At 71.1% G+C, this 24,336-nt stretch carries 20 protein-coding genes and 4 pseudogenes; 9 read left to right on the forward strand and 15 right to left on the reverse strand.

Translation table 11 applies throughout. The features are described from left to right. The first annotated feature begins 92 nt into the window (after nucleotides 1-92). Nucleotides 93-1,271, forward strand: a complete 1,179-nt coding sequence (locus ACZ4QV_RS38370) for an amidohydrolase (protein ID WP_361155852.1) — start codon at nucleotides 93-95, stop codon at nucleotides 1,269-1,271. 64 nt (nucleotides 1,272-1,335) lie between these two features. On the opposite strand, the gene ACZ4QV_RS38375 is transcribed toward ACZ4QV_RS38370, so the two are convergent. Further along, nucleotides 1,336-2,334, reverse strand: a complete 999-nt coding sequence (locus tag ACZ4QV_RS38375; protein ID WP_361590519.1) for an ABC transporter substrate-binding protein — start codon at nucleotides 2,332-2,334, stop codon at nucleotides 1,336-1,338. A gap of 154 nt (nucleotides 2,335-2,488) precedes the next feature. Here ACZ4QV_RS38375 and ACZ4QV_RS38380 point away from each other — a divergent pair, with 154 nt between their 5' ends. After that, the gene (locus tag ACZ4QV_RS38380) at nucleotides 2,489-3,286 is read left to right on the forward strand and encodes an ABC transporter ATP-binding protein (RefSeq protein ID WP_467764104.1); all 798 of its coding nucleotides are present in this window, start codon (nucleotides 2,489-2,491) and stop codon (nucleotides 3,284-3,286) included. 158 nt (nucleotides 3,287-3,444) lie between these two features. Here the strand turns inward: ACZ4QV_RS38380 and ACZ4QV_RS38385 are convergent, their stop codons facing one another. Beyond that, the gene (locus tag ACZ4QV_RS38385; protein ID WP_361590522.1) at nucleotides 3,445-4,644 is read right to left on the reverse strand and encodes a glycosyltransferase; all 1,200 of its coding nucleotides are present in this window, start codon (nucleotides 4,642-4,644) and stop codon (nucleotides 3,445-3,447) included. A gap of 275 nt (nucleotides 4,645-4,919) precedes the next feature. Here ACZ4QV_RS38385 and ACZ4QV_RS38390 point away from each other — a divergent pair, with 275 nt between their 5' ends. The 3 genes from ACZ4QV_RS38390 to ACZ4QV_RS38400 all read left to right on the forward strand — a co-directional run bounded on the left by ACZ4QV_RS38390 (nucleotide 4,920) and on the right by ACZ4QV_RS38400 (nucleotide 6,710). Then, a complete protein-coding gene (locus ACZ4QV_RS38390; protein WP_361155846.1) occupies nucleotides 4,920-5,690 on the forward strand; it encodes a 2OG-Fe dioxygenase family protein in 771 nt (256 codons plus the stop codon). Nucleotides 5,691-5,773: 83 nt separating this feature from the next. Continuing rightward, the gene (locus tag ACZ4QV_RS38395; protein ID WP_361640121.1) at nucleotides 5,774-6,436 is read left to right on the forward strand and encodes a HemK2/MTQ2 family protein methyltransferase; all 663 of its coding nucleotides are present in this window, start codon (nucleotides 5,774-5,776) and stop codon (nucleotides 6,434-6,436) included. Then, the gene (locus ACZ4QV_RS38400) at nucleotides 6,417-6,710 is read left to right on the forward strand and encodes a CDGSH iron-sulfur domain-containing protein (RefSeq protein WP_361640119.1); all 294 of its coding nucleotides are present in this window, start codon (nucleotides 6,417-6,419) and stop codon (nucleotides 6,708-6,710) included. The genes ACZ4QV_RS38395 and ACZ4QV_RS38400 overlap by 20 nt, the downstream gene beginning before the upstream one ends. On the opposite strand, the gene ACZ4QV_RS38405 is transcribed toward ACZ4QV_RS38400, so the two are convergent. Both ACZ4QV_RS38405 and ACZ4QV_RS38410 read right to left on the reverse strand, forming a co-directional pair. Then, nucleotides 6,690-7,667: an iron-containing redox enzyme family protein gene (locus ACZ4QV_RS38405; protein ID WP_361155841.1), complete on the reverse strand. Its 978-nt coding sequence runs from the start codon at nucleotides 7,665-7,667 to the stop codon at nucleotides 6,690-6,692. The genes ACZ4QV_RS38400 and ACZ4QV_RS38405 overlap by 21 nt on opposite strands. A gap of 285 nt (nucleotides 7,668-7,952) precedes the next feature. Continuing rightward, nucleotides 7,953-9,257: an FUSC family protein gene (locus ACZ4QV_RS38410; RefSeq protein WP_467764105.1), complete on the reverse strand. Its 1,305-nt coding sequence runs from the start codon at nucleotides 9,255-9,257 to the stop codon at nucleotides 7,953-7,955. A 425-nt stretch (nucleotides 9,258-9,682) separates the two neighbouring features. On the opposite strand from ACZ4QV_RS38410, the gene ACZ4QV_RS38415 reads away from it, so the two are divergent. Together ACZ4QV_RS38415 and ACZ4QV_RS38420 are read left to right on the forward strand one after the other, a co-directional pair. Continuing rightward, nucleotides 9,683-9,943 (forward strand): hypothetical protein, encoded by a 261-nt coding sequence (locus tag ACZ4QV_RS38415; RefSeq protein ID WP_361640115.1) that lies wholly within the window; start codon nucleotides 9,683-9,685, stop codon nucleotides 9,941-9,943. Nucleotides 9,944-10,089: 146 nt separating this feature from the next. Beyond that, nucleotides 10,090-10,746, forward strand: coding sequence for a hypothetical protein (locus ACZ4QV_RS38420; protein WP_361155837.1), 657 nt, complete (start codon nucleotides 10,090-10,092; stop codon nucleotides 10,744-10,746). A 93-nt stretch (nucleotides 10,747-10,839) separates the two neighbouring features. Here the strand turns inward: ACZ4QV_RS38420 and ACZ4QV_RS38425 are convergent, their stop codons facing one another. After that, on the reverse strand, nucleotides 10,840-12,030 hold the full coding sequence (locus ACZ4QV_RS38425; RefSeq protein ID WP_467764106.1) for a DUF2637 domain-containing protein: 1,191 nt from the start codon (nucleotides 12,028-12,030) through the stop codon (nucleotides 10,840-10,842). An 89-nt stretch (nucleotides 12,031-12,119) separates the two neighbouring features. After that, nucleotides 12,120-12,314 (reverse strand): hypothetical protein, encoded by a 195-nt coding sequence (locus ACZ4QV_RS38430; protein ID WP_030024513.1) that lies wholly within the window; start codon nucleotides 12,312-12,314, stop codon nucleotides 12,120-12,122. A 505-nt stretch (nucleotides 12,315-12,819) separates the two neighbouring features. Between ACZ4QV_RS38430 and ACZ4QV_RS38435 the strand changes: the two are divergent. After that, nucleotides 12,820-13,184 (forward strand): annotated as a pseudogene (locus ACZ4QV_RS38435) (Tn3 family transposase); the annotation flags it as partial. A 67-nt stretch (nucleotides 13,185-13,251) separates the two neighbouring features. On the opposite strand, the gene ACZ4QV_RS38440 reads toward ACZ4QV_RS38435, so the two are convergent. After that, a complete protein-coding gene (locus ACZ4QV_RS38440) occupies nucleotides 13,252-14,265 on the reverse strand; it encodes an NADP-dependent oxidoreductase (protein WP_467764107.1) in 1,014 nt (337 codons plus the stop codon). 115 nt (nucleotides 14,266-14,380) lie between these two features. On the opposite strand from ACZ4QV_RS38440, the gene ACZ4QV_RS38445 reads away from it, so the two are divergent. Continuing rightward, on the forward strand, nucleotides 14,381-14,965 hold the full coding sequence (locus tag ACZ4QV_RS38445; protein ID WP_361155833.1) for a TetR/AcrR family transcriptional regulator: 585 nt from the start codon (nucleotides 14,381-14,383) through the stop codon (nucleotides 14,963-14,965). Between the two features lie 128 nt (nucleotides 14,966-15,093). On the opposite strand, the pseudogene ACZ4QV_RS38450 reads toward ACZ4QV_RS38445, so the two are convergent. The 8 genes and pseudogenes from ACZ4QV_RS38450 to ACZ4QV_RS38485 all read right to left on the reverse strand — a co-directional run. Then, nucleotides 15,094-16,068: pseudogene (locus tag ACZ4QV_RS38450) on the reverse strand (hypothetical protein); the annotation flags it as partial. 111 nt (nucleotides 16,069-16,179) lie between these two features. Beyond that, entirely contained in the window at nucleotides 16,180-16,743 is a 564-nt protein-coding gene (locus ACZ4QV_RS38455) for an FAD-binding protein (RefSeq protein WP_467764108.1), read from the reverse strand. 212 nt (nucleotides 16,744-16,955) lie between these two features. Further along, nucleotides 16,956-17,822, reverse strand: coding sequence for a helix-turn-helix transcriptional regulator (locus tag ACZ4QV_RS38460; RefSeq protein WP_467764114.1), 867 nt, complete (start codon nucleotides 17,820-17,822; stop codon nucleotides 16,956-16,958). Nucleotides 17,823-17,838: 16 nt separating this feature from the next. Next, nucleotides 17,839-19,004: pseudogene (locus ACZ4QV_RS38465) on the reverse strand (IS30 family transposase). Between the two features lie 22 nt (nucleotides 19,005-19,026). Beyond that, the gene (locus tag ACZ4QV_RS38470; RefSeq protein WP_467764115.1) at nucleotides 19,027-19,317 is read right to left on the reverse strand and encodes a DNA/RNA helicase domain-containing protein; all 291 of its coding nucleotides are present in this window, start codon (nucleotides 19,315-19,317) and stop codon (nucleotides 19,027-19,029) included. Continuing rightward, nucleotides 19,217-19,549 (reverse strand): annotated as a pseudogene (locus ACZ4QV_RS38475) (ATP-binding protein); the annotation flags it as partial. The gene ACZ4QV_RS38470 and the pseudogene ACZ4QV_RS38475, both read right to left, overlap by 101 nt. A gap of 523 nt (nucleotides 19,550-20,072) precedes the next feature. Continuing rightward, nucleotides 20,073-20,423 (reverse strand): hypothetical protein, encoded by a 351-nt coding sequence (locus ACZ4QV_RS38480; RefSeq protein WP_361155829.1) that lies wholly within the window; start codon nucleotides 20,421-20,423, stop codon nucleotides 20,073-20,075. Next, entirely contained in the window at nucleotides 20,411-24,253 is a 3,843-nt protein-coding gene (locus ACZ4QV_RS38485) for a polymorphic toxin-type HINT domain-containing protein (RefSeq protein WP_467764109.1), read from the reverse strand. Before ACZ4QV_RS38485 ends, ACZ4QV_RS38480 begins: the two co-directional genes overlap by 13 nt. Nucleotides 24,254-24,336: the final 83 nt, after the last annotated feature.

Below are 24,336 nucleotides of genomic sequence, written 5' to 3' on the forward strand. Positions count from 1 at the left end.
CGCACAAACTTAGGGAAGCCTAAGTTATTTTTACTCTTCTGCGGTGCCGCCGACCGCCATCGGCACCGGTCACCGAGCCCGAAGAGGAGACGATGACGTCCGCCCCCGCCCCCATCCCCGGTCCCGCCGCGCTCACCGCCGTCAAGGACGCCGTGCGCCGGCACATCAAAGGTAAAGACACCGTCCTGACCGACCTCAGCCGCCGTATCCACGGCTGTCCGGAGACAGCCTTTACCGAGCACCGGGCAGCGTCCTGGTGCGCCGGGCTGCTGCGCGAGCACGGCTTCGAGGTGACCGCGCCCGCCCACGGCCTGGACACCGCGTTCACGGCCACCACCGGGACCGGCCCGGTCACGGTGGCCATCGCCTGCGAGTACGACGCCCTGCCGGACCTCGGCCACGCCTGCGGCCACAACCTGATCGCCGCGGCCGGGATCGGCGCGGCGCTGGGCCTGGCTCCGTACGCGGCGGAACTGGGCCTGACGGTCCGGGTCGTGGGCACACCGGCCGAGGAGCGCGGCGCGGGCAAGGCGCTGCTGCTGGAGGCGGGCGCGTTCGAGGGGGTGGACGCGGCGATGATGGTGCACCCGTGCCCGTTCGAAATGTCCGACTTCCGGTCCTTCGCGCTCGGCACACTGTCCGTCACGTACACCGGCCGCACCGCCCACCCCAGCCTGAACCCGCACGAGGGCCGCAACGCGGCCGACGCGCTGACCGTGGCCCAGGTCGCCCTGGGCCTGCTGCGCCAGCAACTGCCGCCGCAGTGGCGGGTGCACGGTGTCACGACCTCGGCCGGCTCGGCGCCGAACGCGATACCCGACCGCGCGACGGCCGAGTACGAGATCCGCGCCGAGGCCGCCGAGGACCTGCGCGAGCTGCGGGAGCGCGTCGAGGCGTGCTTCCGGGCCGGTGCGCTGGCGACCGGCTGCGAGGTGACCCTGGAGCGCCCGGAGCCCGACTACCTGGACTTCCGCGGCGACCCCGGACTGATCGCCCTGTGGGGCGCCAACGCGCGCGCCCTGGGCCGCCCCGAGCCGGTGGAGCGCGGGCCCTTCGCCTGTACGGACATGGGCAATGTGTCCCATGTGGTGCCCGCCATCCACCCCGTGCTGGACATCAGCGGGGGCGTCTGCGGGCCGCACGAGCCGGAGTTCGCGGAGGCTGCGGTGTCACCCCGGGCCATGCAGGCCCTGCTCGACGGGGCGGTGGGCCTGGCCTGGACGGCGGCGGACTTCGCGTACGCCAGGAACGGCGGCGCGGCCGGGGCATGACGGAGTGCCGGTGGCACCCCGAGGGGTGCCACCGGCACCGCAGTGGCCTCCCGGCCGCTCCGGCTCAGGACTTGGACAGCGCCTTGCTGATGTCGTTCATGACGACATCGCTGGCCAGCGGGCCGCCGCGGGTGGACCAGACGGAGCCGTTGACCGTCACCACGTGCCCCTTCTTCACCGCGCCCAGCTCCTTGTAGGCGGGCTTGGTCTGGACGTCCTTGAGGGCCTTCTCGCCGTCGGAGGTGAGGGTGGACAGGAACAGCCAGTCGCCGTCGATCTCGTCGATCTTCTCCAGGCTGAGCGACGGGGCGTGCGCGTTGCCGTCCTTGTTCTGGTTGGCGGGCCGCTGCAGGCCCATCTCCAGGGCGACGCCGCTGGCGAACTGCTTCTTCTCCATCCAGCTCGGCCCGTCCGGGTTCCAGCGGACGATGGAGACGGCGGCGTTCTTGTTCGCGCCCAGCTTCTCGCCCGCGGCCTTGGCGGCGGCCTCGTGGTCGGCGATGACCTTGTTGGCGTCGTTCAGCTTGTTGACGGCGTTGCCGATGCCGCGGAAGGACACCTTCCAGTCGTCGGTGGGCGCCATCGTCACCAGGGTGGCGGGGGTGATCTCGCGCAGCTGCTTGAGCACCTGCTCGTCCTGCATGTCACCGGCGAGGATCAGGTCGGGCTTGGCCGCGACCACCTTGTCCATGACGGGCTTGAGCAGGCCGCCGACGATGTCGATGCCCTTGACCTTGTCCTTCAGGTAGGCGGGCGGCTCGTCCAGGCCCTGGCCGTTGGTGATGCCCACCGGCTTGATCTTCAGGGCGAGGACCGCGTCCAGGTCCTCCTGGGTCAGCGTGACGATCCGCTTGGGGTTCGCGGGCACCTCGACGACCTTGCCGGTGGCGTCCTTGACCGTACGGGTGCCGGACGCCGCCGCGTCCTTGCCGCCCTTGTCCTTGGCGTCCGCGCCGGAGTCCGAGCCGCAGCCGGTCAGCAGCAGCGCCGCGGCGCCGAGGGCGGCGACGGCCGAGGCGGTACGGCGTCGGACGGTGAGAAGTGAGCGGCGGGACACGGTCATCGGGGACTCCGGGTTTCAATAAGCACGACGTGACGAGGCGTGCGTACGGCGGCCGCGGCAGCCGCACGTCCGCCACTTAGCGTTAAGGTTAGCCTTACCTTATGACAAATAGGCAAGAGGTGTGACCTCTCGCCCCGGGGAAAGGCCGGCCACAGTGGAACTCCGCGTCGAGCAGCTCACCGCCGGATACGCCGGGCACCCGGTCGTCGACCGGGTCGACCTGACGGTGGAGTCGGGTCAGGTGGTGGCGGTGGTCGGACCCAACGGCTGCGGCAAGTCCACCCTGCTGCGCTGCATGGCGCGGCTGCACGAACCCGCGTCCGGCCGGGTGTTCGCGGGCGACGCCGACGTGTGGCGGCTCAAGCAGCGGGAGGCGGCCCACCGCATCGCCCTGCTCCCCCAGTCCCCGCAGGCACCCGAGGCGGTCACCGTGGCGGGCCTCGTCCGGTACGGACGCCACCCGCACCAGGGCCTGTTCCGCCAGTGGTCCCGCGAGGACGAACGGGCCGTGACCCGCGCCCTGGAGGCGACCGGCACCACCGGCCTGGCCGACCGCCGCCTCGACCAGCTCTCCGGCGGCCAACGCCAGCGCTGCTGGCTGGCCATGGCGCTCGCCCAGGAGACCCCGGTCGTCCTGCTCGACGAACCGACCAGCGCCCTCGACATCGGCCACGCCGTGGAGGTGCTGGACCTGGTCCGCGAGGTCGCGGCGGCCGGGCGGACCATCGTCATGGTCGTCCACGACCTCGCGGCGGCGGCCCGCTACGCCGACACGGTCGTCGCCATGCGGGCGGGCCGGGTGGTCGCCGCCGGCCCGCCGCGCGAGATCATCGACGCGCCGCTGATGAAGGAGCTGTACGGCGTCGACGCGGAGATCCTCGCCGCCCCGTCCGACGGCTCACCGGTGGTCGTCCCGACGGCCCGCGCGGCGGCGCCGTCCGTGCGCGCCTGAAAGCCCCGCCCCCACCACCAGGAACGCCCCCGGGAGCGCCCCGGAAATGCTCCCGGGAACGCAACGCAGAAGTGCGGCGCCCCGTCCCACGACGGGCCCGCCGCGCTCCCGGCCTGTGCGGTTCCAGGCGACCGGTGCCCCGGACGACCCGCGCCGCCTCAGGCGATGAGCTTCTCCAGGTCGTCCACGACCTGCCCGACGTCCGGCAGCGCGAGGCTGGCGAGCTGCGCCTGCCGGATCCGGGCGGCGATGCCGCGGTTGTCCAGGATCTCTCGGCACACGGCGGCGACGGCCTCCGGCGCGGTGTCGGTCAGGTGCCGGCCGAGGCCCAGTTCCTGTACCCGCTGGGCGTTGGGCAACTGGTCGCCGAAGTTCGGCAGCACCGCCATGGGCGTGCCCGTGCGCACCGCTTCCCTGACGCTGTTGTAACCGCCGTGGGTGACGAACAGATCGGCGCACTCCAGCAGCAGCGGCTGCGCGAGACGGTCCGTCAGGTGCACGTGCGACGCGGGCTCCGCTCCGGCCGGAGTGATGCCGCCCGTCGCCACCACGGCCGTGCAGTCCAGTTGGGACAGGGCCGCGACGATGGTGCCCAGTTGCTCGGACGGGTCGGTCATTCCCACCGGCAGCGGTGCGCCCTCCGGCAGCACCTCGCGGAACATCGGCAGCGCCGTGCCCACCGCGGCGAACACCAAGGGCCGGTCGGTGGGCAGTTCGGCCACCCAGCCGGGCAGTCCGGCGGTGCGGTCCACGACGGTGCTCTGGCGGTAGGCCAGAACCGTCGCGGGGAAGCGGGCGAAGGAGAACGCGGCGGGCAGGTAGTCGAAGCGGCCGTACGGGTAGAGCGATCCGGCCTTCTCCTGTAGGGGCAGTTCCAGTCGCTCGCGCAGCTTGTTGATCCCCGGCAGCAGGAGTTCCGGGTCGAGTATGTTGACCGTGCCCGCGGGGATGGGCAGCTGCGGGATGCCCAGCCGCTCGGCGAGCAGGCACGCGCCGAAGTCCATGCCGTCCCGGATGATGACGTCCGGGCGTACGGTGCGGGCCAGTTCGGCCAGCACGTCGTGGCTCTCGACGGCCATGTCGCCGACGAGCCGGTCGAGCAGCATGCGCAGGTGCCGGTCCTCGTCGGAGACGCCGTCCGCGTCTGCCGGCTCCTCGACCTCCTCCTGCCAGTCGGACCCGAAGTCGATCCGCGGCAGGGAGGGTTCCACCGTGACCGGGTCGGCGGCGAAGACGGGGGCCACTTCGGGCGTCGTGACCACCGTGACGTCGTGGCCGGCCCCGGCCAGCGCGCGGGCCAGCGGGAGCAGGGCTCTGCCGTGCGACGGAGAGCCGGTCGCGGTGCACAGGACGCGCATGGGTTCCTCTTCTCTGGGCGTTCTCTGGCGGAGGCGGTGCGATCACCGTAAGAAGCGCCGAAAAGAGGTGTCAAAGAAAGGTGACGACTTACGACGACATTGAGTCAACCGGCATGAACAGGCCGCCGAGCGGGCAGTGCCCGGCCCATGATCCGCCGCGGCGCTCCCGCTGCCGGGCACCGGGTGCGCGCAAGATGCGATCAGCGGTCGGCCGCCACACGATGGGACCACGCAGGCGCTGCGGCGCACGCCCGGCAGAAAGGCGGACAACCGACGTGGAGCACATCGAGGACCGCTCGGCACCCTCCGGCACCGGCGGCGCGGCCGGGGCCGGCTCCCCGGTCGAGGCCGCACGCTCGTGCCTGACCCACTCCGCCGTCTGCCTGATGTCCCCGGACTCGGTCCGGGCCCTGATGGGCGCGGACGACACGGCTTGGGCGCGCTTCGCGGCGCACTGGGACGAGCTGGGCGAGGACCGGTACGCGGCCGAGCAGGGCACCCGCAGGCTGCGCCGGTACGGCCAGTTCTCCCTCACCCCGGCCACCGGGGAACTCGTCCAGCTCTCCCATACGCCGTTCGTGCAGCCGAAGGACACCAATCCGCTGTACGAGACGGTGGACCGGCACTTCGAGCCGCTGACCGACGCGTTCGTCGCCGACCCGCTGCTGCGGCCGCTGTTCACCCTGCTGGGGCAGGCGGCGGCCGCCCTGGACGACGCCGGGCGGTGGATCGTCAAGGTGCACCCCTTCCGGGTCGTCGCGACGGCCGACGACGCGGGCGACCCCACCCCGGAGGGCCGCCACAAGGACGGCGTCACGCTGGTGTCGTCCCTGCTCGTCTGCCGCGACAACGCCACCGGCGGCCAGAGCAGCGTCTACACCCACGACGGGCGGGAGCTGCTGTCCACCACCCTGTACCGGCCGGGCAGTCTGCTGCTGTCGGACGACCGGGACTCGCTGCACTGTGTCTCGCCGATCCGGCCGATGGACCGGTCGCGGCCGGCGTACCGCGACGTGCTGGTCACCACGCTCACCGCCGTGCGGTGACATCCGGTGGGCCGTTCGGTGTCCTGTCACAGCGTCTTTCGTCCGGCGTGAGATGAACGGGGCTTCCGGGGTACCCGTGGCAGGTGTTCTTCATCAGACCCCCCGGCGTGTACGCGCCCCAGGAAGACACCGGAATGCTGGCCGCGGCCCTCCGGCGCGAGACCCTGAGGCCGGGTGCCGAGGTACTGGACGTGGGCGCGGGCAGCGGTGCCCTGGCGGTCGCCGCGGCCCGGCACGGAGCAGGACGGGTCACCGCGACGGACGCGGCGTTCGCCGCCGTGCTCACCACCCGGTTGAACGCCTGGTTCGCCGGGCACGCGAGCCGGGTGCGCGCACACCGGGGCGATCTGCTGCGCCCCGTGGCCGGGCGCCGCTTCGACCTGGTCATGGCGAACCCGCCGTACGTGCCCTGTCCGGCCCCCGTACTGCCGCGCGGCGGCCGGGCGCGGGCGTGGGACGCCGGGCCGGACGGCCGGGCCCTGCTGGACCGGCTGTGCGCGCAGGTACCGGGGCTGCTCGCCCCGGGCGGTGTGCTGCTGCTCGTGCACTCGCAGCTCTGCGATCCCGACCGGACCGTGGACCTGCTGACGGACGCCGGGCTGGAGACCTCGGTCACCGACCGGAGGTTCATCCCGTTCGGGCCCGTGATGCGGCAGCGCGCCCCGTGGCTGGAGGCCCAGGGGCTGATCGCCCCGGGCCAGGAGAAGGAAGAGCTGGTGGTGGTCCGTGCGCAGCGAGCCGAGTGAGCAGAAACGTGAATCCGTACCGGAGCGGGCGGAGCGGGCGCACAAGGAAGCGCGCCGGGTCGTCCAGGACCCCGGTGGCCCGGTGCTCGTCGAAGGCCCGGTCGAAGTGGAGTCGGACGACGGGACCACGGTCCGTTCGGACCGTCCGTTCGTGGCGCTGTGCATGTGCCGCCGCAGCCGGGCCTACCCGTGGTGCGACACCAGTCACCGCGGTCGCAGGCGCCCCCCGGCCGCGCGTACGGCCGACGGCGCGTCAGAGCGCGGCGAACAGTGAGGACTCGTCCGCCTGCCAGGCGCTGAGCAGGTGCTCGCCCAGCCGGTCCTCCAGCAGTTCGGTGGCCCCGATGCCGAACGCGACGTCCGGGGCGAGCGCGGGCTCCTCCCGCAGCAGTCCCTTCACGACCTGGTGGCGCACCACCTGTTCGTGCACGGCGTCCGCCTCGACGTGCTCGGCGTAGAAGTGCACGGCCGCCGGTCCGGCCTCCAGCCGCTCCAGCGCCTGCGCGAGGCGGCGGGAACCGGGTGACGAGGTGATCTCGACCCAGGCGAAGTGGCCGACGAGGGCGCCCCGGTGCGCGCGGTGCAGCCCGAAGAGCGACATCAGGTTGTTGACGGCGAGCATCTGCCGTGCGCAGACACCCAGGTAACGGCCGTACGTACGGTCCAGGCCGAGGTCGTCCATCAGGTCGGCGAAGAGCCGCGAGTGCACCCGCTCGGCGCGGCCCGCCCCGAACTCGTCGTACTCCACCGCCATCATCCCGGCCTTGGCCTGGCCCCACAGGCGCGGCACCACCCACAGGTGGGGGTCGGCCTCCTTGAGGTGGTAGAGGGACCGCTGGGCCGCGTACTCCCGCAGGTGCCAGTACTCGCCCTTGTCACGCAGGAAGTGCGAGACGCCGTCGCCGTCCGCCGGTTCCACCAGCAAGTCGTCGAGCAGCGCGTCCACGTCCTCACGCTCGGGGACCTCGGCGCGCAGCGCGCCGAGGAAGGCGTGCTCCAGGGCGGCACGGAAACGCAGCAGTTCCGGGTCCCACTCCCAGGTGTCGGGTACGGCGTCGAAGCCGCGGTAGTGCAGCTCGTAACAGAGGGCGAGGGCGAGTTGCAGGTCGTCACCGTACGGGTCCGACGCCGCCGCCGTACGGCTGTCCGGCAGGCGCACGGTGCCGGGCGGCTGCTCCAGTGCGGAGACGACCGCCGCCGACAGGTCTCCGCGAGCCGGGGGGCGTTTCACGTCGCGGTCCTTCCCTTCACCCGTCTCACCCGTCCGGGGGACGGTGTGCCGTGTGGCTCACGAGTGCCCACGGCACCCCAGGGGAAACGTCGTGGCCTGCCGGTACGGGGTCGGGTGGGGGCCGGGCGGGATCCGGGCGGGCGCCCGTCGGCCGGGGCCCGACGGACGGGCGGGGGGCGTCGGCAACGCCTGCGGTACGGGCTGGGCCCCGCCGCTCTCCCGGCTTCGGCGGCGCCTGCGATACGGACTGGACCCCGCGGCTCTCCTGGTTTCGGCCGCCGGGCTTCACCTCCCGCCCGACTGCACCTCCCGCCCCGGCTTCCCCTGCTTCCACGGTTTCCTCCGGCCGTACGGCTTCCCCGTGTCCCCCGCGTTGCGCGCATTTCCCGTCTGTCCCGTGTTTCCCGTGCCCCCGGTGTTCTTCGGTGTGTCCGGTTCCGCGAAGTGGGTCAGCTCGTGCAGCAACTGCTTCATCTCCACCAGCAGCTCACCGCTCGCCGCGGCGGCCGGCGGGTCGCGCTGCTCACGGAAGTCGTCCGCGAGCCCGTCGTACAGCTCCTGCGCCCGCGCACGCGCCCGGCGGTAGCGCTCCCCCGCCTCCGCCCGGTCACTGTCCGCGATCAGGTCCTCCTCGGCCCGGCACAGCGTCGCGGCCTCGTCCGCGAGGTCGGCGTAGCGCCGCAGGAACGCGGCGCCGGGCGCGGTCAGCCGGGCCTTCTCCCCTGCCGTGCCGGCCAGCGTGCGGGCGATGGCCGAGAGGTGGGCGACCGCCCGCTCCCACACCGCGTCGGCCTTCTCCGGCGGTGGCGGAGACGGTCCGGTACGGCGCAGCCGGAAGCCGGGGTTGAAGCGGGAGCTCTCGGCGGTCCACTCACGGGCGCTGGCCAGCGCCCGCAGCACCTGGCCGAGGCGGCGCGCGCGGTCGTGCCAGCCCGCCGCGTCCGTGGCGCTCCACTCCTCGTCCCGCAGCCCCTGGGCCATGATCTGCAACAGTTCGGCGCTCTCCCGGGGCAGCCGCCGCAGTTGGTCGTGGACATTGCGCAGGTGCACCGGCGGGAGGATCAGCGCGTTGACCGTGATGCCGATGACCGCCCCGATCGCGGTCTCCATGAGCCGGTGCCCGACCTCGGTCAGCGAGTAGGCGCCGTAGGTGATGACGAACAAGGCGGTGGTCGCCCCGTAGATGCCCTGGGCGCCCAGTCTGCGGTGGGTGCCGACCAGCGTCATCACCGGCAGCACGATGAGCATGGCGCCCAGCGTGCTGCCGTCGGTCACGGCCATCGCCGCGGAGGCCAGCAGGGCGCCGAGCACGATCACCACGAGCTGCTGGAGTCCGGACCGCAGCGAGCGGTAGACGGTGGCGTCGACCAGCGCCAGCGCGGTCCAGGGGGCCATCAGGGCCAGCGGCGCGTTCAGCCACCAGCCGGTCAGCGCCCAGGCCGTGACCGCGGCACCGGCCGCTTTCAAGGACTGGACGACGGTGTCCCGCTCCGGCCCGGACCCCCGCACCGCGCCCCGCACCGTGCGGCCGACCGCGGCCACTTCCCACCACACCCACCGCCACCCGGCCGTACCCCTAGCCTCCGCCAACTCCGCCTCCCGGCTCACTTTCCCGTGCGGGTCCGGTCCGCCGTGGTCATCGGTGGCCCGGCGCGCTGGGTACCCATGATCGTCCGGGCTAGTCGCGACGGCGCCCACCCGCGGCCACCCGGCGCAGGCCGGCGCGGACGTACGGACCGTTACGGAGCCGGAACAGCGGCCGGAGCCGGAGTATCGCGGGGTGCCGGAACAGCGGCCGGAGCCGGAGCCGGAGCAGCGGCCGGAGTCCGGACGCCGCCGGGCCACCGCGCCGCCTTCGAACACCCCTGCCGTTCCGTCTGCCGCACGGGTGATCCCGGGCACCCGTAGGGGTGGTCGCACGGACCGCGGCGCTTCGTAACCGTCCGTGCCCGCCTTGACTGGATGCGCGCTTTTCGGCGTAGCGCCACCGACCCGCACCACTTCCCCCGACTCCCATGGAAGCCCTCACCCTGATGCGTATCCGTTCCGCAGTCGTCACAGTGCTCGCCGCGGCCGGCGCGGCCGCCCTCGCCCCGCAGTCCGCCGCCGCGAACTCGGCGTCGAGCCCGACGATCTCCTCCCTCACCGAGTCCGAGGTCGTCGGGCTGCTGCGCATTCCGCTGAGCGAGTCCAACGTCGCGGCGGTCCTGGGCCTCGCCGAGACGGCCGCGCGACCGCTGAACATGGAGAAGGGTGCCTCGCTCACCGGGAAGTGATCTCTGCGGGACAGCCACCCCAAGGGCGCACACGCGTACGAGCCGCTGCGCGCATGTGCGCCCCCGTCTGCGCCTGCCCGCCCCCTCACCCCGACGGCACCGTGGAGTGCAGAACCGGTACCCCGGACTCCGACGAGGAGAGCGAAGTGATCCACATCAGCGAGACGCTCATGCTGCAGACGGTCGAGGAGTTCCTCACCGCGGAGGAGATCTCCCGGCTGGTCAAGATCATGGACAGCGAGGCGGCCGGCTGGCAGCCCCGCCACCAGGCAGAGGTCCTCAAGGCCCCGGCCACCGCCCAGGAGGTGCTGGCCGACGCCACCCAGCGGGCGCTGCCCGCGATCCGGCGCAGTATGCCGTCCATCGCCGGGTCCGGCTCCTGGGGTTACACCGAACTCGCCGTGGGTGAGAGCGTGCCCACCCACCTCGACGGGATCAGCAGCCCGCGGACGCCGCCCCGGCGCATCGGCCGGATCGGCGTGACGATCGCGGACGCGGCGGAAGGCGGCCGGTTCTACATCGAGACGACGTCGGACTCCGCTCCCTGGACCGACACGCTGCTGGGCGCGGCCGACGGGTACGAACCGGGCACCCCGCTGAGCCGCAGCCTGCCGCACGGCCCCGCCGTCCACGAGGACACACCGCAGTGGCTGAGCACACCGCGCAAGAGCCGGTGGCTGACCGACGCCGGGCCGGGGGTGGCCGTCGCGTACGGCGCGCAGGTCATCCACGGCGTCACACCGGTGCTCCGCGGCCGGGTACGCAAGTTCGTCACCGACCTCGTGGACACGGCGACGGCCTGACGCCGCACGGCGAGTCCCCCGCCTCTGGCCCCAGCCCCACTTGTCCGGCTCAAGCCCCCAGCCTCATGCCCGCCCACCTCGCCTCACTTCACCTCACCCCGCGGAACGATGGCGGTGCTGGCCCCGGTTGTTCTGCGCGTGCCGGGCGGCGGGCGGCGGTGCGGTGGCGAGGTCGAGCTGGCGTACGAACTGGTGGAAGCAGAGCAGGACGGTCAGCGGCGGGAGGCCCGCCACGGCGATGCCCGCCGGGGACGGGTGCACCCGGGCGACGCAGAGCAGCGTGGCCACGGCGGCGAAGAAGATCACGACGGCCCAGGAGTGCAGCGTACGGCGCCGGTAGGCGCGGGCACGCAGGATGGACAGGGTGGCCACGACCCAGGGGCCGTAGATCAGCAGTGGCCACAGCCCCGCGATGTCCGCCGGAGCGACGCCGTCCGCGATCCCGCGCAGCGACGGGTACGAGGCCACCGCCCCCAGCGCGGCGACGGCGATCGCGATCACCGCCGTCATCAGGACGGACGAGGCGCTCAGCAGGCGCCTCCAGGACCAGCCGGCGGGTTCCGCGTCGCTGTCCGCGAGGAGGCCGGAGACCGGTGCGGCGCGACCGGCGGTACCCGTCGGGCAGAACCCGGCTTCGTCCGCGGGGAATTCGGCCGCGGAGGCGTGGAAGACGGCCTTTCCGGGGTGGTACACGACGCCGTCGAGGTGGTGCGCGACGCGGCCGTCCGAGCGGTACCCGACGCCGTCGTCCGGGCGATACGCGAAGTCGTCGTCCGAGCGGTACCCGATGTCGTCGTCCGAGTGATCCGCCTGATACGCGAAGTCGTCGGTGCGGAAGCCGGTCCCGGGAGGGCGGAACGACTCTTCGGGGTACTGGAAAGAGGTTCCGGGGTGGAAGACGCCCTCGGCGGCCGGGAACACGGAGTCGCTTACCGGGAAGATGCCCTCGGCAACCGGGAAGACGGGATCAGCGGCCGGGAACACCGCGCCGCCGGCGGGGAACACGGTCTCGCCGACCGGGAAAACGGCCGCCGGACCACCTGCCACGGGGGGCTGTTCGGCGGTGTCCCACAGCTCCGCCAGCTCGTGGCCCAGTTCCTCCACGACAGCGGCGTCCCACCCGTCGTCGCCCACCTCCTGCCTCAGGTAACCGTCGTGCGGGTGGTGCGGGTACGGGATGCCGCCGGGGAAGCCGGGGAAGGCGTCGGGCACCTCCGTGCTCTGGCGCGGCAGCCGGTGCCGGCCGGTACCGGGAGGCACGGGGGCCCGCGGGGTGTCGTTCACAACAGCTCTCACAGGAATCGGTGGTGGCCGGTGGGGAAGGGGCCGGCCGACGCGCCGCCCGGCGGGGGCGGCGGGCGCCGGGGGAGCCGCTACCGGCCGTCCTTGATGCCGTCGAGGGCGGCCAGCAGTTGTTCCAGCAGGTCGCCGGTGTACTCCAGCCGCACGCGCTGCCCGGGGCGCAGCAGATGGACGTCGGGACGGACGTCGGGCGCGCTGCGGGGCACGGTCGAGCTCAGCTGCCAGGAGCCGAGCTGGCGCGTGGGGGAAACGATCGTGTCAGTCATACGTCGTCAACGAATGCGCCTCACAGCGGGTGACTGCGGCATACGGGCGAATGAGAATTAAGATAACTAATTCCTCATAACGGTGCTTCGCCGATGGAACCGGGAGCAGCCGCACGGGCACGAGTGGAGCAGACCGGACGCCGCACGGCCGCCTCATCGGACCGCCACCCCGAGGCACGTCACTGACCAGCGGCAACACCATAAAGGGAGAGTCGCGGGCAAAGTGCCAGAACTACCGGCAAAACCGGCATTTTCCCCACTTCGGTCTACGGCACACACCGGACCACCACACCTCCCGTCCCCTGCGCACCCACCACACTTCCCTCACCCTGTGTGCCCGTCAGACCCTCGCCCCGAAGGCGCCACCCGCGGCCGGGCCGACCTCGCCCGTACCGAACGCCATGGGCGAGGACACTCTTCGCCTCATCGACTCCATCGCCACCGGAGCCGTCCGCGCCTACGACGTCATCCGGATACTCTCCCGCGACGGTCGCCCCACCCCGCTCCCGGCTGCCGACGGCAGATCAAGGACCAGGCCAACCTCCAGGAGAACCGCCGTTCTCTCGCCCGGAAGATCTGCCACGGCAGGCACGGGCAGCTCCGCCAGCGCCACCTGGAGGACATGGAGGCCAGATCGGGGCGCTGAGCCCGGTCCTCAACGCCCTCGCGCCGTTCAACACCCGCCACATGGACACCGCCCTCACCCAGCTCCGCGCCGACGGCTTCGCTGCCCGCGACGAGGACGCCGCCCGGCTCTCCCCGCTCGTGTGCCATCACATCAACGCGCTGGGCCGGTACTCCTTCCAGCTCCCCGACCTGCCCGGCGGTCGGCGGCCCCTGCGCGACAGACACGCCACCGACGACGGGTGAACCTCGGGCAGCCGGGGGGCGAGAGAGCCGCACCGGATATTCCTCACCCCCGGCCCACCGGCCAGCCTTAAGGGACCGTGAGCACGATCTTGCCTTGGATGTGCCCCTGGGCGGCGCGCTTGTGTGCCGCCCGGGCGTCTGCGAGCGCGAACGTGCTGTCGATGGCGACGCGGACCGCGCCCGCGTCCACCAGGCGTCCCAATTCCGCGAGCTGAGCACCGTTCGCCCGTACCTGCGTGCCGGACACGGTGATGCCCAGGCTCGCGTTCTCCTCGTCGTCGAACTCTCCGAAGTACACCGGGTACAGTGCGCCGCCGCGCTTGAGAGTGGACAGGAAGCGCCGACTGTCGGGACCCCCGACGGTGTCCAGGACGAGGTCGACGTCGCGGACGATGCCCTCGGGGCGCTGCTTGGTGTAGTCGATGTATTCGTCGGCACCGAGGCCGCGAAGGAAGGTCTCGTGGGCTCCGGAGGCCACGGCGATGACGCGGGCCCCCTTCCACTTGGCCAGTTGCAGAGCGAGGTGGCCGACGCCGCCGCCGGCTCCGTTGACGAGCACCGTGGTGTCGCTGCCCAGCTCCATGGGGCGGTGCCTTGCCTCCTGGAACGGGGAGGGGTGACCGTGCCCGACGTCGATCAGGTATTGCCACGCTGTCAGCCCCGACATGGACAGCGCGGCAGCGTGCGTGTGGTCCACGGTGGCCGGCTTGGGCGCGAGGTCGGAAGCGGGTGCGGTGACGTACTCGGCGTACGCGCCGCTCTGCATCACGACGGGAAAGCGCAGCAGCCCCACCACCTCGTCCCCGACCGTGAAGCCGGGGACATCGGCGGCGACGGCTTCCACGACACCCGAGATGTCGGTCCCCGGGATCAGGGGCAGGTCGAACGGGGGCCGGAACTCGGGAGGGATGCCGGGCATGCCCTCGCGTACGTACCAGTCGGGCGGGTTGAGACCGACCGCCCTCACGCGGACGAGCACCTCGCCCGAGGCCGGTTCGGGAACTGCGACCTCCTCGTGCCGGAGCACCTCGGGACCGCCGAACTCGTGCAGCCGGATCGCTTTCATCATGCGGGTCGGCATCGTGTTCCTCCTGGCTACGGCACGGTATACGCTTATTCGGTTCAGTGGACCACATAAGCGGTTCACTGATCCGAATATATGGATCAGTGAACCACTTGGTCAAGTGAGGAGACCGATGCGAGTCGACGCGCAGAGAAACCGCGACCACCTGCTCACCGTGGCGGGCCCCGTCATAGCCGAGCAGGGCATCGACGTGTCGATGCGCGACATCGCGCGCAGAGCCGATGTCGGCCTCGCGACGCTGCTGCGGCACTTCCCGACGCGCGAGGCGCTCCTGGAGGGCCTGCTCCACGCGAGCTTCGGCGACCTGACGGCCAGAGCGAGCGAGCTGGAGACAGCGCACACGGCCGAGGACGCTCTCGTCTCATGGGTGCGCGACTGCGTCGCCTGGACAACCGAGTACCGAGGGGTGACCGTACTGATGGCGGCGGCCATCGAGGACCCCGAATCCGCCCTGCATGCCTCGTGCGTCACCCTGCGCGCAGCCGGTGCCCGGCTCCTCGCCCGGGCTCAGGCCACAGGCGCGGCCCGGAACGACATCGACGGCGACGACCTCTTCGCCCTGATAGCCATGCTCGCGTGGCTCGGCGATCAACCCGCACTCGCACCCCGCGCCAACCACCTCTTCGACCTCGTCACCAGCGCTGTACTGACGCACGCGGACGGCGACCGGGACACGGGTGCCCCCGGCGAACGGTGAAGCCCTCCCATCACCGGCAGGTCCGGCGCCACGACGGCAGAGCTCTCTGTCCGGATCATCGCCGCCGTTCACGGGACGAAGCGGCTGCCGGGGGCCGGGGCACGCGTCCGGCCCGAACAGGTGACGCGGCGCCGAGCCTCGCCGGGCGCGAGGAGGCTGGTCAGCTCAGAGATCGCCGCGGGGACGGCTTGAAGTAGCGGCGTACGTTCTCCGGCTTCTCGTGCCGGGACTTGGCCATCGGCATCAGCAGGGAGGCACCCTGCTCTCCGAGGTGGGTGAGGGCAGGACGGCGGTACTCGTGCAAGTCCCAGCCGGCCCCCGGTCCGCGTACGGCGGTGTGCTCATCGAGATCGAGCAGGGCGCGGGCCCGGCCGCAGGAGAGGCGGGCCGGCCCGGTGCCCGGGCACACACCCCGCGGGCTGGCCACCTTCCCCGGACCGGGACGGCGACGGCTGACGAACACCGGACCGCGAGTACGGCCGCGCAGCAGGCGGGGCAGGAGCCGGGCGGTTCCAGCGCCCCGATAAACCGTCTCCGGGACGAAGTCCTAGCGTGCCAGTCCCCGGTGGCGGGGCTTGCTACGGGCGTCCTTGGCCTTCACGGGGCAGCGGCGCGCGGCGAGGTCCAGGTCCTCGATTGTTCACGCCGAGGCTCTCCTCCGACCGCCTGGCGGTCCCGTACAGCATCCGCCACGGGTCTTCTCCCTCAAGTGGACCTCGCGCCGGGCGATGAGCCGGTCCACGGCCGTCTTCGAGCGGGCCGGGGTCTCGGAGTCCGACGCCGCCGGCCGCTTCGTCCAATCCGGGACCGCCGGGCCGTCGTAGCCGTACCGCGCGCACCAGCCCAGCCACGACAGCCCCCCGCCCGGCGGGCATTCCAAGTGCTGACGGCCTCCGCCCCCCACAGCAACTCCAGGGCCTCGCCGATCCCGTCGTCCGCGACCGACGCCGGCGGACGGGCCCCCTGATCCGCTCGGCGGTCTTGCCGACCCCGGTCGAGTAGCTGCGGACGGTGTCCGGGTTGCGGAGCGAGTCGAGGAAGGCGTCGGCCGCCGCGCGGACGGTCAACACCTTCCCGGCCGGCAGTTGCACGACGGCGGGCATCGCTTCCCCTGCCACGGATAACAGGGCTGCTTCATGTACGGCCGGGAGAGCGTCACCGCAGGTGACGAACCAAGCTCCCGCAGGTAACAGGGCGTTATCCATGGGACGACTTCAGGCGGGACCGGCAACCGATGGACCGTCAGCCGCCCACCAGGGCCCGACGAGAGCTTGGCGCCGGTTTTCGTTCCGATGTTCCTCAACCCGAGACCGCCGCCGTAGATCCGCTCGACCGGCAGCAGGCCGATCTCCAGCCCGGCGGCGATGCCGAAGTTGTCGCGGCCCGCCCAGCAGGGCCCAGAAGAGGTCCGGGTCGCTGTCCGATGTGACGTGGCGCAGGCGAGTGTCGGCGGTGACGACGTCCATCGCCCGTACGTGGTCGGCGGCGTAGCCGTAGGCAGAGGACAGCAGCCTGAGGCCGCCGCCGAGGGTGTAGGGGACGGCGGCGACATGCGGCGCGGAGCCGTTCAACGGCGCCAGGCCGCTCCGACTCGCCTCGGGTACGACCTGCTCCCACCGCGCGCCCGCCTCCGGGTGGGTGGTGGCCGTGGCCGCGTCGATCCGCACGCCGTCCATGCGGCAAGTGGTGACCAGCACGCCGCCGTCGGCGAGGACGGCCGGCCCGTGACCGGTGGCCTTGACCGTCACCGGCAGACCGTGGACGGCGGCGAACTCCACGGCCAGGCGTACGCCCCCGGGGCAGCGCGCGCGACAATGATGGCGGGCCGGTGGCGGGCGGCGCGCTGGAACCCGGTGCGCTCCTCGTCGTACCTGTCGTGCCCGTCATACCCGTCACCCTCGGGGCGGAAGGTTTCGCCTCTCACCCGCCCGGCGAGGGATCGCAGATCCGCCGCGAGGCCGTGCGCGCGAGAACCCCGCACGTACGCCCCTCATCGCCCGGCCCCTCTCGCCGCCGCATCCGCCAGCAGCTCCCCGGCCCCGAGCGCAACCGAAGCAACGGATGCAACCGAAGCAACCGAAGCAACCGGCGTACCGGACAGCCCCGGACCACCAGCACGCCCCCGCAGCACCCGCTCAGTGTGCTGATCCATGGGAAAGAACAGCTCGATCGCCAGCTCCGAGAGCGTGACGTCGGCCGGCGCGCCGAAGGTGGCGATGCTGCTGAACATCGCCAGTTCCCCGTACGGGGTCCGGAACCGCATCGGCACCACCGCTTCGCGTGGCCCGCGCTCCTGGGGCGGCGCCGGGGCCTCGTGCACAGGCACCTCGTAGGCGCTGACCTCGTCGTACAGAGCCCTCAGGGCGGGATCGCCGGTGGTGTGCGCCTGCTGTGCCAGCCCGCCGAGCAGGTACGCGCGCACCTCCCCGTAGTCGACCGCGTGGGCCGGAAGGCCCTCGGGGTGCAGGGCCAGCCGCATCACGTTCGGTGCGGGCGCCAGCAGTTCCGGCGGGGCGACGTCGAGCATGACGCCCATCGCCCGGTTGGCGCGCACCACGTTCCACAGCCGGTCGACGACGACCGCCGGGTACGGATCGTGCCCCTCCAGCAGCATGTCCACCGCCGACCGCACCGCGCGCATGTCCTCGCTGTCCAGCGGGCGTTCGCGGTAGACGGGCGCGTAGCCCGCGGCCATCAGCAGGCTGTTGCGTTCGCGCAGCGGTACGTCCAGGTGGCGGGCCAGGAGCAGCACCATTTTCTGGCTGGGCCGGGCGCGCCCGGTCTCCACGCAGGACAGGTGCCGCGACGAGGTGTCCGCGCGCAGAGCCAGCTCAAGCTGACTGAGCTTGCGCCGCAGCCGCCACTCGGCGACCTCAAGCGGTCAGCGCATCACTGCTGTTCAGGAGGTCAGCGTAGACCTCTGCCGGAGTGCGGTACCCGTGGGTCTTGCGAGGCCGGTGGTTGAGTTCGTGGGCGATGGCGCCCAGGTCGGCTTGGCTGAACGTGCGGAGGTCCGCTCCCTTGGGGAGGTACTGCCGTAGCAGCCGGTTGGTGTTCTCGTTGATGCCGCGCTGCCATGGGCTCCGTGGCTTGCAGAGGTAGATCGGCATCCCGGTCTCGGCGGTGATGGCCTGGTGCTCAGCGATCTCCCGACCCCGGTCCCAGGTGAGCGTCCGTCGTAGCTGGGGCGGGATGCTGAGGAGACTCCTGATGAGGTGGGGAGTGACCTGCTCGCCTTGATGCCGTCGGGCAGCGCGACGACGGCCGTGTAGCGGCTGGCGCGCTTGACCAGCGTGGCCACTGCGGAGGGCCGGGTGCCCATCACAAGGTCGCCCTCCCAGTGGCCGGGGACCTTACGGTCCTCGACCTCGGCGGGGCGGGCGGTGATGGACACCATGCCTCGGATGATGCCCCGCCCGGTGGGCCGGCGAGCGAGCTTCGGGCGGCGCATGGGCCTGCCTGACCGCAGCCGCTGGGTGAGGCTACGGTCGATGGCCTGGCGCCGGCGGGGGTCGTAGAGCGAGAGGTAGATCGCTTCGTGCGAGATCTGCATGGTGGCGTCACCAGGGAACTGCCGTCGCAGCCATCCTGCGATCTGCTCGGGCGGCCAGCACAGAGCCAACTTGGCTTCCACCAGAGCCCGGAGAGCATGCCGTTGGGCGAGCTTGGCCTGCTTGGGGCGGCGCCCGCGCTGGTAGGCGGATGTATCGGCCGAGGCAGCTCGGTAGCGGTCCCGGCCGCCGTTGCGGGCGATCTCGCGGGAGACGGTCGAAGGAGATCGGCCCAGCCTCTTGGCGAGCTGCCGGGCCGATTCCCCCGCAGCGATACCGCGGGATATCTCCTCACGCTCGCTGCCACTCAGATGCCGCTCCGAACGCGCCTGCGGCACGAGGCGGACGCCGCCGCTCTGGTACAGGAACCGACGGGCGTGCTGCATCGGATCCCCGAGCGCCCGCCCGATCAAGCTGAACGACTGTCCCTCACGCCAGCGCCTCCAGAATTCATCCTGCTGAGCTGGCGAAAACCCGTAGTCACGCACCTGTGCCTCCACGATCACATGATCATCCGTGGGTGGTGCGTTGATCATTTGAGGGTGCCGCGGCGAGCGGCTCACCCGGTTTCGGCTCCTTCGACCAGGGCCAGCAGTAGCCTGCCGACATCCGGGCGCCGTAGCCCTGGGCTCGGCGCCCCTCGAGATGACTCTCCTGTTCCTCCGGACTTTCGACGATGTGCAGCTGCATACGGCCATTCCGGGTCGTCCTCGTCAGGGGCAGCCTGACTCCACTGCTTGAGCTCCACGACGACGTAGGACGGCGCGCCAGTGGCCGGATGCGATCCGGCGAGGACAACATCGGCGCGTTTGCTGTTCAAAGGCAGCTCGTACTCGATCATGACTTCGACAGCCCCCAGCCCCGCCTCGTTGAGTGCGGCTGCGAGCATGGGAAGACTCCGCTCCCAGGAACGCGCCTCGGACGGGCCAGGGCGATGGCCGTGCCGGTGGGCAAATTGCTCGTGCAGATGGACGAAGAGCGAATCGTCGAGCGCCATAGCGGCGACTGTTTCGGCGGACGCACGGAACAACAAGGCAAGCTCCCAGGCAGCACGAAGACACTCGTGCGGGTGGGGGCGTGTCCGTGAGTCTCCATCGAGATGGAGCGGAAGCCCGGCGGGCCGCGATGACGAGGTGATCCAGAATACCTGTGCGAGCGGTTCGACCGGGCCCTTGGTGAGACAGCGCCACTCGCTCTGCGGCCTTCCCAGCCGGCACCGAGCACCTGCGGCAGCGCCTGGACACCGCCATGATCGCGGCGCAGCTCGCGATCGCGCACGCGCATGTGCTTCGTTTGACGCACGGCGACCGCCCTTCTGCAGGCGCTGCCACTCAGCACTCGCCGCTGCGACTACTACTCGGCGACGGTTCCGGGGGCCACTTCGAGAGCAAGACCTCAGTCCATTTGCGCTGGAAACCACGACAGCGGGTGGCCACAGGATCACCTGTGACCACCCGCTGAGAACGTCCAGCCCTTACCAAGAACCTCACTGGAAAAGTGCTGGCCTGGCGATGCATAAGCCCGTCGGCCTACGCTGCCCTCGAGGTTCTAACCCGTCAGCCGGCGGCCAGCCGCTGGAGTTCGACCATCATTCGATCCAGCGTAGCGACGTAGGCATGAAACTTCTCCTTGAGTTGCAATTCTTGATCCGTTGCGGTGCTCACCGAAGCGAATGCGCTCAGGAGGTACTTGACTTCGCGGGCGTGCTCGTCCAAATCCGGGATGTCCGAAGCATTCAGGTCACCGTTGACGACCTGGCCCGCATATCCTGCGATTTGGTAGTCGATGTCGAGCAGATCGGACCCCAGGTCCTGCAGCTTCCCGGGATTCGGGCGGTCAGGGTAGGGCATCGCACGGAAGTCATTGTAGGCGTTCCGGAAGTCGGAGCTGCCTGTCAGTCCCACCATGTCACGATCTTCCCGTCGTCGGTGTAGATTCCTTCACCACTTCTCCAGTCACCCTTGATCTTCCAGCCCGGCTTGCCATGGCCCACCGTGACGCGAATACGGTCCTTGGCCGGTGTCTTGTCCCAGAGAGCCTTGGCTTCCTTCGTGTATTCGGCGAAGGTTCGCCCCTTGCCGTGCTTGTCAATGTGGTACTTGGCGCTCTCTTCCACGCTACCGCTTCGCCCCTTGTCCCACTCTCCCATCGCCTTGAGGTCTTCGTCGCACCAGTTGTTGTCGTTGTGGACGAGAACAGGCTGGTCGCCGGCGACCACGTAGTAGGTGTGCAGATCGGCGACTGTCAGGTTGTGGACCCGCTGGCCGGGCACAGTCCACGTCTTGGTGGCGTTGATCGGCACCGGTGCACCGGAGCTGCTGAGCAGTTTCATTCCGGGCTTGAGCGCTGCGGCGTCGAGCCATGCGCCGTTGCTGCCGGTCTCCCAGAAGCGGTGCTTGTCGGTGGCGACGACGGTGCCGCCGGACTGCGCGCCGGAACGGGGGACAGTGATGCTGACGAGGTTCTTCTTGCCGCCGCCGGTGATGGTGTCCTGGACGGCTTTCGCTTCGGTGCGGCCGGTCTGCGGGTCTGTCGCGATCACCTGGTCGCCGATGCGGACGTCTTCAATCGGCTTGGTCCGGTGATCGGCCATCAGGACGCGGGTGCCCGGGACAAAGCTGTTGGGCCGGCATCTCTTCTTGAGCCCCTTCAGCGCCTTCACCTTGAGAGCGCTCATCGCGAGGCCGGGAAGGCACTTGGCGGACTTCGTCTGGAGGCAGTGCTCGATTTCGTCGGCACCTATGTACCAGGCGATCAAACGGTCCAGATAGGTGGTCGTGATGCAGCCCATGCCACCGGCCCCGTCACCACCGCAGACCAAGACCGTCTCACCCGGCTTCAGTTCACCGTCCCCCCAGGCTTCGCGGCGCCATGTGAACAGCCGCTTTTCCAGGGAAGCGCGAAGTTCCTTGTCCGAGATCGGCTTACTGGGCTTGAGTGCCTCTTCCCGTATCTGGGCCTTGAGCTCCTCGACCAGTTTGTCAGCCGCGATTTTCAATGCCTCGGTGGACGCCTTGGCAGCCGCGAGAGCGTCCTGGTCGGCGGCCGCAGCGGAATTGCGCGCCTGATAGGCGGAGGTGTGTGCTTGCGATGAGTAATGCGAGGCGCGCACCGCGGAATGCTGGGCCTGCTGTGCGGAGAGGTCCGCAGCCCGTGCGTCCTTCTGTGCGGCCGCGGCGGCGTTGCGGGCCGTCTTGGCGGACGCGGCGGCCCGCTCGGACGATTCCTCCGCCTGGTCGGCCGACTTGTCGGCCTGCTGTGCGTACATGGCCGCGTCGTCGGAGGACTTCTTCGCGGCGTTCTTCCACTTGACGGCCTCGGCGGCCTCATTGCGGGCATGCGCGGCCACCCGCTGAGCCTCGGCCGCGTCCTTGTGCGCGAGGGCCGCTGACCGGTCGGCAGCCGCCAGCAGCGTGTCGATCTCGGCGATGTGAGCGGCCGCGTTGGCATCCCGCTGCTGCGCCTTGTACAGGCCGACCTGCAGGAAGGACCGCAGTCCCGACGCAGGCCCCGACAAGGCCGCTTGGGCCGCCGACTTGACCTCGGGCCCGCCGTTGGCCGCGGCCTGCGCGGCGGCGACGCGGTCGTCCGCTTCGCGGGCCTGGTACTGCCCGGCCACCAGGAACTGGTGCAGGTCGCCGGCAGTGCCGTCCAAGGCCTTGTTGGCGGCGTCCTTCACGCCCGGGCCACCCGTGGTCATGATCTGTGAGACCGCGATGCGGTCGTCGTGTTCCTTGCCCGGGTAGGCCCGGGTGCGCAGGAACTCCCGCACCTGGTCGATCGGCTTGTCCACCACGGCCACGGCAGCCTGCCGTTGCTCGGGCTTCTCGGCGGTGGCCGCGATGTGCGCCACGCTGGCGCGGTCGTCCTGCTCCAGGGCGATCGTCAACCCGGTGCGTACGAACTCGGACACATCCGCGTCGGTGCCCTCCAGCGCCATCTCTGCATTGCTCCGGACCCAGTTCCCGCCGGAGTTGAGGAGGTTGACCGCGAGGTGCCGTCCCTTGGCCGCGGCAGCCTTCGGGTCGGTGGCGGCTTCGGCCTCCTTGCGCAGCTCTTGCGTCTCGGCATTGAGCCGGTGGATCCGCCCGGCCTCCCATTCGGCAGCGGCGACCTCGGCGTCATGGGCCTTCTTGGCTTCTTCGGCCGCGAGGATGTTCTCGTCCTCTTGTTCGGCCAGCCGCTCGGCGTCGGCCTTGCGCGCCAGCGCGGCCACGGTCTTCGCCTGCTTCGCGGCAATCTGCGCGTTGTTGGCCGCCGTCGTCGCGGCGTCGGCTGCTTCCTTGGACTGCTTGGCCGCGTTCACCGCTTTGCCGGCCTCGTCCGCGGCTTTCTCCGCTGCCTTGGCCGCGGCCTCGGCATGCTGCGCGGCGTCGTTGGCGGCGTCCCGTGACTGCCGTGCGGCCTTCGCGGCGTCACGGGCGTTGGCCTGCGCGGCGTTGGCCGCACGCGTGGCTTTGTCGGCCAGCCGCTTGGCCCTGGCTGCCGCGGCCCTTGCCTCCTCAGCCTTGCCGCCGGCCTGGCCCGCCCACTGGCCTGCCTCGGCCGCGGCAGCAGCGGCCGCAGCGGCATTGACGCCCGACCGGGCCGCGGCCCCCGCCGCAACCGCGGCGTGCTCCGCCGCTTCGCCGGCATTATCTGCGGCAACGGCTGCCTTCTTGGCTCCCGCCGCTGCTTCTCGGGAGACCTCCGCGGCTTTACGAGCCTCCTTGGCGCGGTTGGCATCGCCGGCGGCCGCCGCAGCGGCCGATCTGGCCGAAGCCGCTGCGTTGCCGGCCCGGCTGGCGGCATAGGCCGCCTGGGCCGCTGCGCTGGAAGCCACCCGTGCTGCCTGGTTGGCACCCGCGGCCGCAGACACCGCGGTACGAGCCGACTGCGCCGCCCGGTCGGCCGCGGCGGCCGCTCTGCGGGCAGCGGCGGCGGCCTCCTGGGCCGAGGACTGGGCCTCCTTGGCCTGACGGGCTGCTTCTTCCGCTGCCGCCTTGGCCCGGGCCGTGGCCTTCTCGGCCTTGGCCGCTTCCTCCTTGGCCTTCTCGGTCAGCTGCTTGGCCCGCTTCTGGGCCTTGTCGGCAAGCTGCGCCAGCTGGGATACGGACAGCTTCTCCTGGTCACGTGCGGCAGCCACCTGCCATCCGTGATCCAGGAACTCCTGGATGTCTTCGGCAGAGCCGTCCAGGGCCTGCTGGGCGAGCTTCTGCACATTCGGGCCGCCCGCGACCATCAGCTGGGAGACCTGGACGCGGTTGTCATCCTCGGCCGGCTTGAGCTGCCCCTGGTTGATGAACTTGAGCCAGTCGTCGGGGGTGCCGTCCAGCGACTTGCCCGCCGCCTCCTGCACGCCCGGCCCGCCGGCGGCCATGATCTGCGAGACGCGGACGCGCAGATCATCGTCGTACGGCTTGACGAGTCCGTCGTCCAGGAAATCCTGGAGCTCCTTGACCCCGCCGTCCAGTGCGATGTTGGCCGCTTCGCTCACGCCCGGGCCGCCGATGACCATGATCTGTGCGACCTGGACGCGCAGATCCTGTTCCTCAAGGGCCGGGAGGTCCTTGGTCATGAAGGTACGGATGTCTTCGTCCGAGCCCTGCAATGCGGTTTCGGCGGCCTGGCGCACGCCGGGCCCACCGACTCTCCATGCCTCCAGGACGTCCGACCGGCCGTACACCGGTGTGTCCTCGGCTGCGGCGGCCGGTGCGTCCACTCCGGCGGCCAGGGTCAGGCCCATGACCGCGGCCACGACGCCACGCCATCTGGACGCGCGTCTGTATCTGGTTGCCAATGTCTTCTCCTTCATCCCATGGGAGGGCTGAAATGTCTTCT

The organism is Streptomyces sp. NPDC026394 (assembly GCF_055567735.1).

Bases quoted from the DNA above. Each gene is read 5' to 3' on its own strand.
- ACZ4QV_RS38440 (WP_467764107.1), bottom strand. From the start codon at position 14,265: ATGCCGACCCGCATGATGAAAGCGATCCGGCTGCACGAGTTCGGCGGT.
- ACZ4QV_RS38430 (WP_030024513.1), bottom strand. From the start codon at position 12,314: ATGACTGACACGATCGTTTCCCCCACGCGCCAGCTCGGCTCCTGGCAG.
- ACZ4QV_RS38370 (WP_361155852.1), top strand. From the start codon at position 93: ATGACGTCCGCCCCCGCCCCCATCCCCGGTCCCGCCGCGCTCACCGCC.
- ACZ4QV_RS38415 (WP_361640115.1), top strand. From the start codon at position 9,683: ATGGAAGCCCTCACCCTGATGCGTATCCGTTCCGCAGTCGTCACAGTG.
- ACZ4QV_RS38385 (WP_361590522.1), bottom strand. From the start codon at position 4,644: ATGCGCGTCCTGTGCACCGCGACCGGCTCTCCGTCGCACGGCAGAGCC.
- ACZ4QV_RS38480 (WP_361155829.1), bottom strand. From the start codon at position 20,423: ATGGTGGGACTGACAGGCAGCTCCGACTTCCGGAACGCCTACAATGAC.
- ACZ4QV_RS38445 (WP_361155833.1), top strand. From the start codon at position 14,381: ATGCGAGTCGACGCGCAGAGAAACCGCGACCACCTGCTCACCGTGGCG.
- ACZ4QV_RS38375 (WP_361590519.1), bottom strand. From the start codon at position 2,334: ATGACCGTGTCCCGCCGCTCACTTCTCACCGTCCGACGCCGTACCGCC.
- ACZ4QV_RS38470 (WP_467764115.1), bottom strand. From the start codon at position 19,317: ATGTTGTCCTCGCCGGATCGCATCCGGCCACTGGCGCGCCGTCCTACG.